This window comes from Tistrella mobilis KA081020-065 (genome assembly GCF_000264455.2).
Taxonomy (GTDB): Bacteria; Pseudomonadota; Alphaproteobacteria; order Tistrellales; family Tistrellaceae; genus Tistrella; species Tistrella mobilis.
In genome coordinates, this window is record NC_017956.1 from 1,717,029 (window position 1) to 1,728,884 (window position 11,856).

At 68.4% G+C, this 11,856-nt stretch carries 9 protein-coding genes; 3 read left to right on the top strand and 6 right to left on the bottom strand.

Annotated elements, in window-relative coordinates:
* Positions 1–10 precede the first annotated feature (10 nt).
* Entirely contained in the window at positions 11–979 is a 969-nt protein-coding gene (gene secF, locus TMO_RS07785; RefSeq protein ID WP_014745065.1) for a protein translocase subunit SecF, read from the top strand.
* Between the two features lie 48 nt (positions 980–1,027).
* Positions 1,028–1,411, top strand: a complete 384-nt coding sequence (locus tag TMO_RS07790; RefSeq protein ID WP_014745066.1) for an Mth938-like domain-containing protein — start codon at positions 1,028–1,030, stop codon at positions 1,409–1,411.
* 84 nt (positions 1,412–1,495) lie between these two features.
* Here the strand turns inward: TMO_RS07790 and TMO_RS07795 are convergent, their stop codons facing one another.
* The 3 genes from TMO_RS07795 to TMO_RS29235 all read right to left on the bottom strand — a co-directional run bounded on the left by TMO_RS07795 (position 1,496) and on the right by TMO_RS29235 (position 5,491).
* Positions 1,496–2,095, bottom strand: coding sequence for a superoxide dismutase (locus TMO_RS07795; RefSeq protein ID WP_014745067.1), 600 nt, complete (start codon positions 2,093–2,095; stop codon positions 1,496–1,498).
* 373 nt (positions 2,096–2,468) lie between these two features.
* Positions 2,469–3,701: an FAD-dependent oxidoreductase gene (locus TMO_RS07800; protein WP_081598816.1), complete on the bottom strand. Its 1,233-nt coding sequence runs from the start codon at positions 3,699–3,701 to the stop codon at positions 2,469–2,471.
* A 5-nt stretch (positions 3,702–3,706) separates the two neighbouring features.
* Entirely contained in the window at positions 3,707–5,491 is a 1,785-nt protein-coding gene (locus TMO_RS29235) for a squalene/phytoene synthase family protein (protein WP_014745069.1), read from the bottom strand.
* A gap of 159 nt (positions 5,492–5,650) precedes the next feature.
* Between TMO_RS29235 and TMO_RS07810 the strand changes: the two genes are divergently transcribed.
* Complete coding sequence (locus TMO_RS07810) at positions 5,651–6,508, top strand: phytoene/squalene synthase family protein (protein WP_014745070.1); 858 nt, start codon at positions 5,651–5,653, stop codon at positions 6,506–6,508.
* A gap of 17 nt (positions 6,509–6,525) precedes the next feature.
* Here TMO_RS07810 and trmFO read toward each other — a convergent pair whose 3' ends face one another.
* From trmFO to uvrA, 3 genes are all read right to left on the bottom strand, one after another.
* On the bottom strand, positions 6,526–7,893 hold the full coding sequence (gene trmFO / locus TMO_RS07815) for a methylenetetrahydrofolate--tRNA-(uracil(54)-C(5))-methyltransferase (FADH(2)-oxidizing) TrmFO (protein WP_014745071.1): 1,368 nt from the start codon (positions 7,891–7,893) through the stop codon (positions 6,526–6,528).
* Positions 7,894–8,000: 107 nt separating this feature from the next.
* Positions 8,001–8,468, bottom strand: coding sequence for a hypothetical protein (locus TMO_RS07820; protein WP_014745072.1), 468 nt, complete (start codon positions 8,466–8,468; stop codon positions 8,001–8,003).
* Between the two features lie 348 nt (positions 8,469–8,816).
* Positions 8,817–11,693 carry an excinuclease ABC subunit UvrA gene (gene uvrA, locus TMO_RS07825; protein WP_041605690.1) on the bottom strand — a complete coding sequence of 959 codons (2,877 nt, stop codon included), beginning with the start codon at positions 11,691–11,693 and terminating at the stop codon, positions 8,817–8,819.
* Positions 11,694–11,856: the final 163 nt, after the last annotated feature.

Below are 11,856 nucleotides of genomic sequence, written 5' to 3' on the forward strand. Positions count from 1 at the left end.
GATCGATCACATGTTCAAGTTCTCGCTCCACCCCGGCAAGACCAATATCGACTTCCTGCGCTACCGGATCGCGGCCCTGGTCTTCACCGCCCTTCTGACGGTCGCCACCATCGGTCTGGTGGTCGGCAAGGGGCTGAATTTCGGCATCGACTTCACCGGCGGCGTGCTGGTCGAGGTCGAGACCTCCGGCCCCGCCGATCTGGGGGCGATGCGCGACGCGCTGGGCGACGGCAGCTTCGGCGATGTGTCGCTGCAGAATTTCGGGGCCGACAACGCCGTGCTGATCCGCCTTGGGCAGGATGCCGGCGAAGGCGACGCCCAGGGGCGGATGGTCGAGGCACTGCGCCAGACCCTGTCCGAGAAGGTCGACCCGAATATCCAGATCCAGCGTGCTGAATTCGTCGGCCCGAAAGTGGGTCAGGAACTGATCGAAGGGGCGGTGATCGCCTTCGTGGTCGCGATTGCGGCCATGATGATCTATGTCTGGTTCCGCTTCGAATGGCAGTTCGGCGTGGGCGCCGTCGCGGCCCTGTTCCACGACGTGATCATGACCATCGGCATGTATGCGGTGACCGGCTATGAGTTCAATCTCACCAGTGTTGCCGCGGTGCTGACGATCATCGGCTATTCGCTGAACGACACGGTGGTCATCTTCGACCGGGTGCGCGAAAATCTGCGCAAGTACCGCGACATGACGATCCTGGAGCTGCTGAACCGGGCGCTCAACGACACGCTGTCGCGGACGATCATGACCGGGTTCACCACGCTGATCGCGCTGTTCGCGCTCTACTTCGTGGCCGGCTCCGCGCTTGCGGGCTTCACCTTCGCGATGATCGCGGGCGTGTTCATCGGCACCTATTCCACGATCTTCATCGCGGTACCGATCCTGGTCTATCTGAACCTGCAGAAGCGCCAGCGGGGCCGTGTGGGCACCGATGGCAACGGTGACGGGGAGGCGGAGGCCGAGGTGAAGGCCTGACGCCGCCACCGTCCAGCCAATTTCCCCTCAGACCGGAGTATTCCACCGATGATGGACCTGACCCCCAAGCTCGCCGACGGCGCCAAGGTGGTGCAGGGCTATGCGGAAGGCCGCTTCCGTATCGGCGGCGAGATTTTTCCGCATTCGGTGCTGGTGATGCCGGGTGTCGTCGAGGCCTGGCAGGTGGCAGATCTCGCCACCGCCTCGGTCGACAGCCTGGAGCCGGTGCTGGCTGCCGGCCGCGCCGGGGCGGTCGAAGTGCTGATCATCGGCTGTGGCCCGCGCACCCAGCTGGTACCGCGGCCGCTGCGCGAGGCGCTGAAGGCCGCCGGCATCGGTGTCGAAGGCATGGACACCGGCGCCGCCGCCCGCACCTACAACGTCATGACCATGGAAGACCGCAAGGCCGCGGCCGCCCTGATCGTTCTCTGACCACAGAACGGCGCCAAACGAAAACCCCCGCCCGGAGCTGCCGGGCGGGGGTTTTCATATGCAGGACAACCTGCGCCGGCCGGATCAGGCCTTGGCGAGGTTCTCGGCTGCGAAGTCCCAGTTCACCAGATTGTCCAGGAAGGACTGGACGAAATCCGGGCGACGGTTCTGATAGTCGAGGTAGTAGGCATGCTCCCAGACGTCGATGGTGAGCAGCGGCGTGGCGCCGGTGCCGACCGGGGTCTCGGCATTGCCGGTCTTCACGACCTCGAGCTTGCCGTCCTTCACCACCAGCCAGGCCCAGCCCGAGCCGAACTGGGTGGTGGCGGCGTTCTTGAACGCCTCCTTGAACTTGTCGAGGCCACCGAAATCGGCATCGATGCGCTTGGCAAGGTCGCCCGAGGGGGCGCCGCCGCCATTCGGCTTCATCGAATTCCAGAAGAAGGTGTGGTTCCACACCTGCGCGGCGTTGTTGAACACGCCGGCCTTCGCCGCATCGCCGCGGCTCTTGACGATGATGTCCTCGAGGCTGGCGTCGGCGAGATCGGTGCCCTCGACCAGCTTGTTGAGGTTCACGACATAGGTGTTGTGGTGCTTGCCGTGATGGAACTCGAAGGTCTGGGCCGAGATGTGCGGCTCCAGAGCGGTCTTGTCGTAGGGCAGGGCGGGAAGTTCGAACGCCATGACGATCCTCGTCCTCAATTGTCATTATGCCCAGGCGGCGGACCCCTCTTGTCGTGGGCTGCCGCCGGATGACAGGCCCCGCCGGCCACATGCCGCAGACCGGCATGCCGTCGGGAGGAGCCCGATGGGGTGATACCGCGAAATGCCGCCCCCTGCCAACCGTCGCTGTGCCAACCATCGGTGGGCCGGGCCACCCTCGGACCGGAATGGACCCAGGCGGGGCCTTTGCGGCAAAACCCCTTCAACAGCCACCCGGTTCCGCCTGCTGGCGGGCCCGGGTCACCGTTCCGCCCGAATATGGGGCGAGTCTCGGCCCGGGCCAAGGGCTGCCTTCGACATGTCACGGGTTGGTGTGTGCCCATGGTGCGCCGGATCAGCGACGGCGAAGCACGGCCGCTGCCGCCCGCTGCCCCGAGACCACCGCGCCTTCGATCGTGGCCGGCAGGCCGGTGGCGGTCCAGTCGCCGGCAAGCACGACATCCGGCCGGGGGCGGGTGCGATCGACAGGGCCCGGGCGCAGGGCCTCGCCGCCCGGATCGTGGCGCATGGTCGCCCGCTTCTCTTTCACAACCCGGACCGGCGGCATCGCGGCCGGAAGCCCGGCCATGGCGAGGCAGGTCCGGATTTCCGCCCAGCCGGTTGCCGCCAGCACCTCTGCCGGCCGGTCCATCAGCGCATCGGCGGCGCTGGTGGTGATGGACAGGATGCCGTCCCGATGAAAGATCCAGTCGGCCATCCCGCCGGTCACCATCAGCGCCTCTGGCATGCCGGCGGGCAGCTGATCCGGGGCGTAGTGGATGTTCAGGATGGCGGAGCTGGCGCGGGGCACCGTGATGTTGGGCAGCAGGCGATGGGCCGCCGCCGGCGGCAGGGCGAGCACGATCATCCGGTCGGGATCGGGCGGCGGCAGCCGGTCGAGCGGCGTGGTCGGATACAGACGGACGCCCAGTGCCCGCAACCGCGCGACTGCCGGGGCGATCAAGGCGGCGTCCAGCCCGCCTTCGGCCAGGTGCAGCCGGAAGCCGCGGGGGCCGGCGAGCGCAAGCCGGCGAAGCATGCGGGCGACCAGCCGGGCATCGGCGGCCGCGGGATCGATGTTGAGCGCGGCGCGGACAAGCGGTGCCAGCACCGCCTGACCGAGCTTACGCGAGAGCAGGCCGGGGCGGGCCGTCCCGAGTGGGCCGTTCACGCGGCCGTCGAGCAGAAGACCGGCAAGGGCCAGCAGATCGCCCGCACCGAGCCCCAGGCTGCGCATCAGCTGCACCGGACTGCCGAGCCGGATCGCGTGCCGGCCGGTGATCTCGCCGCCGGGGCCATCAAGGGCGACCGCGGGATAGATGGCCGGCAGCTCGCGAAACCGCCCGCCCACCCTGCGGACGAAATCGAGCGCGGCCGGATTGGCGCCGAGCAGGACATGGGTGCCGTTGTCCAACCGATGGCCGGTGACCGGGTCGTAGAAGGACCGGCAGCGGCCGCCGGCCTGGGGCGCCGTCTCCAGCAACTCGACCGTCAGCCCGGCTTCGGCCAGATCGAGTGCCGCGGCGAGGCCGGCAATGCCGGCGCCGGCAACCAGCACGCGGGTCGGGCGCGGGGGACGAGCGGGCAAGGCGGTCAGCCGCCGATCCGGGCGAGCACGGCGTGGCGCAGGGCTGCGCGGACTGCCCGCCGTTTCAGCTGCCGGCGCAGATCCGGGGGCAGGGCTGTGAAGCGTCGCGCCTCCAGCACCGCCAGCAGGCCGCGATAGGCATCGGCCATGGCCATGGCCGGGCGCAGACGGCGGCGCAGATGCGGATCATCGGGCAGGGCGGCATCTGCGGCAGCAAAGGCATCGCGGGCAGCACGGCCAAGGGCGCGTGCGGCGGGCAGGCGTGCTGGCCCTTCGGCGATGACCACGGGTGCCGCGCGCGGATCGGCACCGGCGGCCATCAGGGCCTCTGCCGGCAGGTAGATCCGCCCGTGGATCGCATCCTCGTCGATGTCGCGCAGAATGTTGGTCAGCTGGAGCGCCCGGCCCAGATGACGGGCATAGGCCCGGCCTGCAGCCTGGGGGACACCGAAGGCCACCAGGGCGGCCTCGCCGACGGCGCCGGCCACGCGATCGGCGTAGCGCAACAGATCCGCCCAGGCAGGGGCACCGCCGGGATGATCGCTGCAATCGCTCAGGCAGCCGGCGACGATCTGTCGAAGGGCGTCGACCGGCAGATGATGGTGGCGGACGGCATCGTCGAGCAGCGCCGCATCGGGCCCGGTCGGCGCATGGTCGGCACCGAGGGCCAGCAGATCCGCATCGATCGCGTCCAGAAGCTGTCGCCGCCGGGCGGCGGGTGCATGGCCGTCGGCAATGTCGTCGACCAGCCGGCTGACGGCATAGAGGGCCTGCATGGCCGGTCGGCCATCCGATGGCATCAGGCGGATGGCCATCCCGAAGCTGCTGCCGGCGGTCTGGCTTTCGGGCTCCGGCACCCGCAGGGCCGCCAGGCCGGCATCGGCAAGGGCACCTGCCCAGTCCCGGCGGCGCGGTCGGATGCGCCGGGCCAGGGGGTCGGTACCGGTGAAGCGGCGACGATGGCGGCGGGCAATGCCGAGCGTGAGGGCGGCTTGAATGCGCAGCCGGCGCACCGGTGTGGTGAGCAGCGGCCGCGCCCGGTCGAGCAGGTCGTCCACCGCTTCGAGCATCCGCCCGATTGCGGCGAGCAGGCGCGGCGGTGCCGCAGGCGCACCCAGCACCGCGGCGCCGAGCCCCGCATCGGTCAGCCAGCTGCCCGGTAGCCAGACCCGGCCGGCCGCGCGATAATCCGCCCCCAGATCGCGAATGTGGTTCAGCAATTGAAGGGCGACGGCCAGATCGTCGCCGGCCTGGCGACGGGCGGGATCCTGGTCGCCGGACACCGCCATCACCACGCGGGCGACCGGCGCGGCCGAAAGCCGGCAATGGCCGTCGAGCGCCGCCCAGTCCGCCGGAACGAACCCGTCGACATCGCGGCGCGAGGCTTCGGCCAGATCACGCAGCGGGGTGATGTCGATGCCGGCTCGTGCGAAGGCGGCGGCTGCCTCGGCCGCAAGCCGCCACAGGTCGTGTGCAGCAGCCGGCATCGCCGTCAGCCGGGGCTGCCCGTCCCCTTCCAGACCATCCATGAAGGCGGCAATGGCGGCGTGACGGTCAGCCTTCGACAGGTTGCGGTCGTCGGCGATGTCGTCGAGCCGCCGTGCTGCCCGGTAGAAGGCCTGAACCGCCGCCCGGCCCGGCCCGGGAGGGGCGGCCATCCCCAGCACGGGAAAATCCTCGCGCCCGGCGGCCAGCGCGCGCACCGGCAGGATTACCCGGTCAGGGGCGGCGGAGGCCACGGTCAGACGGGTAGCGACGGCGGATGGGCGTGGATCGGCATCAGCCGTCATCGGCGGCGGGTCTCCGGCAGGGAAGGGATCCGGGATGAGGAAGGTCGCGCGCCTTCAGAATAGCATCACGCGGTTTGCGGTGGAGCCCCCGAAGCCTATATGGTCGGCCAAAACCCGCCGGAGCATGCTTCGGCCCCCACGCCCGGCCCGGAGAGACGGATGACCACGGTTTCCGATACCGAACGCGCAGCGGCATTGACGGCGAGTGCGGAAGAGCTGACCCGGCTGGATCCGGATCGCTTCGCCTGCCTGATGCTGGCCGATCCGGAGCGGCGTGCCGATCTGGTCGCCCTGCTCGGTTTTGCTTTCGAGACCGCGAAGACCGCCGAGGTGGTGAGCGAAACCATGATCGGCGCCATCCGCCTGCAATGGTGGCGCGAGGTCCTGGACGGAATCGAGGCCGGCACGCCGCGGCGCCATCAGGTGATCGACCTTCTGGCCCCGGCGATCGCGGCCCATGATCTGCCGCGGGACCGGCTGGAGCGGATGATCGATGCCCGCGAGGCGGATTTCGAACCGACACCCTTTGCCGACGCCGCCGCGGTCGAAGCCTACGCCCGCGACACGGCGGGACAGCTGGCGCGGCTGCAGGCCAGGGTGCTGGGGGTAACCGATGGCGCGCGGCTTGATGCGGCCGAGGCGGTCGGCACCGGCTTCGGTCTGGCGGGTGTGCTCAGGGCTCTGCCGCACCAGGCGCGCCGCCGCCGGGTGCTGTTGCCCCGGGACCGGATGGCGGCGGCCGGGCTGGGAACCGGCCAGGTGATCGAGCCGCATCTGCGCGATCAGGCGGTGACGGCCGCAATTGCGGCCATCGTCGCCGATCTCGCCGGGCGTGCCGCGGCGCTGATCGTCGATGCCCGCAAGGCCGGCCGCCTGCCGCGGCCTGTGGCGGGGCAGGCGGCGCTCGCCCGGGTGCATCTGGCACGGTTGGCACGGGCGGGTCATGATCCATTCACGGCCCCGGCCGTGCTCAGCCCGGCACGCCGGGCTTTCACCCTGCTGCTTGCCCGGCGCTGAGACCGGCGGATCGGTCCTCAGGCGGCCGCGGGCCGGGCATCGGCCCAGGCTGCGATGTCTTCGAGCGCCCGGCGGGCCATCACCTGCTTGCGCTCATTCTTGCGGATCTTGCCTTCGAGCGGCGCAAACAGGCCGAAATTCACGTTCATCGGCTGGAAGGTTTCGGGGTTCGCAGCGCCGGTGATATGGGCGAGCAAGGCACCCATGGCAGTGGTGGCGGGCGGCGGCACGATCTCCTGGCCCAGCGCCTCGGCCGCGGCGAAGCGGCCGGCCAGTAGCCCCATGGCCGCGCTTTCGACATAGCCTTCGACGCCGGTCACCTGGCCTGCAAACCGCAGATGCGGGGCCGCCTTCAGCCGCATCACCCCGTCCAGCACCCGCGGGCTGTTGATGAAGGTGTTGCGGTGGATGCCGCCCAGCCGGGCGAATTCGGCGTTCTGCAGGCCCGGGATCATCCGGAAGATCCGGCTCTGTTCGCCGTATTTCAGCTTGGTCTGGAAACCGACCATGTTCCAGAGCGTGCCCGAGGCATTGTCCTGGCGCAGCTGGACCACGGCATGGGGCGAACGGCCGGTGCGCGGGTCGGTGAGGCCGACCGGCTTCATCGGGCCGAAGCGCAGGGTCTCGGGCCCGCGTTCCGCCATCACCTCGATCGGCAGGCAGCCTTCGAAATAGGGCGTCGACTTTTCCCAGTCCTTGAAGTCGGTCTTCTCGCCACCGATGATCGCGGCAATGAAGGCTTCATAGGTCTCGCGGTCGAGCGGACAGTTGACGTAATCGGCACCGGTGCCACCCGGTCCCGGCTTGTCGTAGCGCGACTGCATCCAGGCGATGTCGAAATCGATGCTGTCGCGATGGACGATCGGTGCAATCGCGTCGAAGAAGGCGAGGCTGTCCTCGCCCGTCGCCGCCCGCACCGCTTCCGCAAGGGCGGGGGATGTCAGCGGGCCGGTGGCGACGATCGTCCGCCCCCAATCGGCCGGCGGCAGGCCGGTGACCTCTTCCCGACGGATCTCCAGCAGCGGATGGGCGCGCAGCCGCTCTTCGACCGCGGCCGAAAAGCCGTGGCGGTCGACGGCCAGCGCTCCGCCCGCCGGCACCTGATGGGCATCGGCGGCCGCCATGATCACGCTGTCAGCCCGTCGCATTTCGGCATGCAGCACGCCCACCGCATTCGAGGTGGCGTCGTCGGACCGGAAAGAATTCGAACAGACCAGTTCCGCCAGACCGTCGGTCGCGTGGGCCTCGGTCTTTCTGACCGGGCGCATCTCGTGCAGGATCACCGGCACGCCTGACTGCAGCAGCTGCCAGGCGGCCTCGGAACCGGCAAGACCGCCGCCCACGACATGGACGGGAGCGATGTGAACCGGGGCAGAGGTCTTCACGGGCACCAACCTTTCCTGTGGCCGACGGCGGAGACGAGCCGTCGCCCCAGGACATATTACAGTCGGGCCCGACCCTCAAGCGGGAGCCGCAGCTTGCGGCCCTGCGGTCAGACCCGGCGCGGTGCGCGGCTGGCGGATTCGAGAGCGGCGGGTGCGCTGGCGGCATGAAAGCCGGCAAGGCCAAGGGCCGCCACGATTACCGCCACGTCATCGGGGCGGGCGGCATCGGAGGTGACGCCGTCGCGCCCGGTGAGGGCGAACAGCGCGCCCCCCACCAGAAGGGCGGTCACCAGACCGGCGCGACGTCGCGCCTCGGCCGGCGCGATCATCGGCTGGGTCAGCTCCCGACGCTGGGCACCGCGCGAGATCAGGTCGGCGATGGTGTCGGCAATCATCGCCATGTCGGCCGGGGCCGGTGCCTGGGCCGGATGGGCGGCGTCGCCCCCGTTCGCAGGACGGGCGGCATCGGTGAGCAGACGGCGACCGATGCGGGCGATCCCCTGGGCGGCGGCATCGGGTGCCAGCCCGGCAAGGCCCGGGGCGCGGGGATCACTGGCGGCGAGTATGGCGGGCAATGTATGGACGGAGTCCCCGTGGCGTGTGGAGCCCGCATGTTGCGCGCATGAGTCGTTCTTCGCCGCCGATGCTCCGAGCATGTGGCAAACCCCCCGGTCTGTCCCGATCATCACGTTCCGTTACCGGCCGGACGCGCAGTTCTGGTCGCGACGCGTTCCGTCCTGTGCCCACGCTATGACAGGACGCCGGTGACGGCAAGTCACCGGCGTTCCACAGTCAACATTTTTTGCGGAATCGGTCCATTTGCGCCCGTTGGGAGTAGGTGACAGGTGCAAAATCGGAGGAAATCTCGCAAATCCGGCGAAATTTATGGTGAAGGCCGATTTAATTGATCCGGCATCTATCTTTCATTCAGCTGAAATGATCTGGTTGCCGCCGCGTTTTGCGTCTTCCATGGCGAGATGCCGGCCCAGATAGTGTCCGGTATGGCTGGCGGGATTGTGGATCACATCCTCGGGCGTGCCTTCTGCCACGATGCGCCCACCGCCGGACCCGCCCTCCGGACCCATATCGATCAGCCAGTCCGCGGTCTTGATGACATCCAGATTGTGCTCGATGACCACCACGGTGTTGCCCTGATCGACCAGGGTATGGAGGACTTCGAGCAGTTTGCGCACGTCGTCGAAGTGCAGACCGGTCGTCGGCTCGTCCAGGATGTAGAGTGTCCGTCCGGTCGCCCGACGCGACAGCTCTTTGGCGAGCTTCACACGTTGAGCCTCACCGCCCGAGAGGGTGGTGGCGGATTGTCCGAGACGGATATAACCGAGACCGACCTCGGCGATGGTGCGAAGCTTCTCGCGGATCGACGGCATGGCCTGGAAGAAGTCCAGCCCCTCGTCGACGGTCATGTCGAGCACGTCGGCGATCGACTTGCCCTTGAACTGAACCTCGAGCGTCTCGCGGTTGTAGCGCTTGCCCTTGCAGGCGTCGCACTGGACATAGACGTCGGGCAGGAAGTGCATCTCGATCCGGATCACGCCATCGCCTTGGCAGGCCTCGCAGCGCCCGCCCTTGACGTTGAACGAGAAGCGGCCCGGTTTGTAGCCGCGCGCCTTTGCCTCGGGCAGGCCGGCGAACCAGTCGCGGATCTGGGTGAACAGACCGACATAGGTCGCCGGGTTCGACCGGGGGGTGCGGCCGATCGGCGACTGGTCGATGTTGATGATCTTGTCGATATGCTCCAGCCCGTCGATGCGGTCGTGCTGGCCCGGATGGGTGCGGGCGCCGTTCAGGCGGCGGGCGATGGCCTGGTAGAGCGTTTCGATGACCAGCGTCGACTTGCCGCCGCCCGAAACGCCGGTGACGCAGGTGAAGGTGCCGAGGGGGAAGCTTGCGGTGACGTCGTGGAGGTTGTTGGAACGGGCGCCGACCAGGGTGATGCTCTCGCCCGTGCCCTTGCGCCGCTCCTCCGGTACCGGGATCAGCTTCGCGCCAGTGAGATAGCGGCCGGTGAGCGACGCCGGATTGGCCATGATCTCGGCCGGGGTGCCTTCCGCCACCACCTTGCCGCCATGCTCGCCCGCCCCGGGGCCCATATCGATGACATGGTCGGCGGCGCGGATCGCATCCTCGTCATGCTCCACCACCAGCACCGAATTGCCCAGATCGCGCAGATCCTTCAGCGCCGCCAACAGCCGGTCGTTGTCGCGCTGATGCAGGCCGATCGAGGGTTCGTCGAGCACATAGAGCACGCCGGTCAGGCGCGAGCCGATCTGCGAGGCCAGGCGGATGCGCTGGCTTTCACCACCCGAGAGCGAGCCGGAGCCGCGGGCGAGGGTGAGATAGTCCAGCCCCACTTCGGTGAGGAAGCGAAGCCGCTCGTTGATCTCCTTCAGGATCCGCTGGGCGATCTCCTGGCGCTTGGCATCCAGACGGCCGTCGAGGGCGCCGAACCAGGATCGTGCTTCGCCGATCGACAGGGCGGTGACCTCTGAGATGTTCTTCATGTCGATCTTGACCGCGAGCGCCGTATCCTTCAGGCGCTGGCCGCCGCAGGTCTCGCAGGGACGGTTGCCCTGGAAGCGTGACAGCTCCTCGCGGATGAAGGCACTGTCGGTCTCGCGCCAGCGCCGTTCCAGATTGGGGATCACGCCTTCGAACGGCCGGTCGACGGTGTAGTTGCGCGCACCGTCTTCGTAGCGAATCTTGATAGCCTCTTCGCCGCTGCCGAACAGGATGGCCTGGCGGACCCGGTCGGGCAGTTTCTCCCAAGACTGGGTCAGCGTCACCTTGTAATGCGCGGCGATGCCGGCGAGCGTCTGATTGTAGAACTGGGTTGTCGACTTGGCCCAGGGCGCGATCGCGCCGTCTCGCAGACCCAGTGACGGGTCCGGCACCACCAGTTCGGGATCGAAATGGCTCTTCACCCCCAGCCCGTCACAATCCGGGCAGGCACCATAGGGGTTGTTGAAGCTGAACAGCCGGGGCTCGATCTCGTCGATGGTGAAGCCGGAGACCGGGCAGGCGAAGCGGGCCGAGAAGGTCGTGCGATCACCGGTATCGGCGTTCTCGGCGATCATGATGCCGTCGGCCAGGTCGAGCGCGGTTTCGACGCTGTCGGCCAGCCGGTTGCCCAGCCCCTCGCGGATGACGATGCGGTCGACCACCACCTCGATATCGTGCTTGCGCTTCTTGTCGAGCGCGGGCGCGTCCTCGATCTCGTGGATCTCGCCGTCGATCTTCACCCGGGTGAAGCCGCGCTTCATCAGCTCGGCCAGTTCCTTGCGGTACTCGCCCTTGCGGCCGCGCACCACGGGGGCGAGCAGCAGCAGGCGGCTGCCGTCGCCCATCTCCATCATCCGGTCGACCATCTGGCTGACCGTCTGACTTTCGATCGGCAGGCCGGTGGCCGGAGAATAGGGGATGCCGACCCGCGCCCAGAGCAGGCGCATATAGTCGTAGATTTCGGTGACCGTGCCCACCGTCGAGCGCGGGTTGCGCGAAGTGGTCTTCTGCTCGATCGAAATGGCGGGTGACAGGCCGTCGATGCGCTCGACGTCCGGCTTCTGCATCAGCTCAAGGAACTGACGGGCATAGGCGGACAGGCTTTCGACATAGCGACGCTGACCTTCGGCATAGATGGTGTCGAAGGCCAGCGACGACTTGCCGGAGCCGCTGAGGCCGGTGATGACCACCAGCCGGTCGCGCGGAATATCGACGTCGACGTCCTTGAGATTATGTTCCCGCGCCCCGCGGACGCTGATCAGTCTGGTCGTGTCGCGCATCTGATCCCGCACCATGTGCCTCGCCGGCCGGATGTCGTTCCAGCGCCCCGCGCTGCAGGGCAGCACACGAACAAATAGTGCACGGATGCCTGATCGTCACGTGGCAAATCATGTCAGGAGGCCCGGTATATTCGCCGCAGCGGGGGCGGCAGCCATGCGCTGA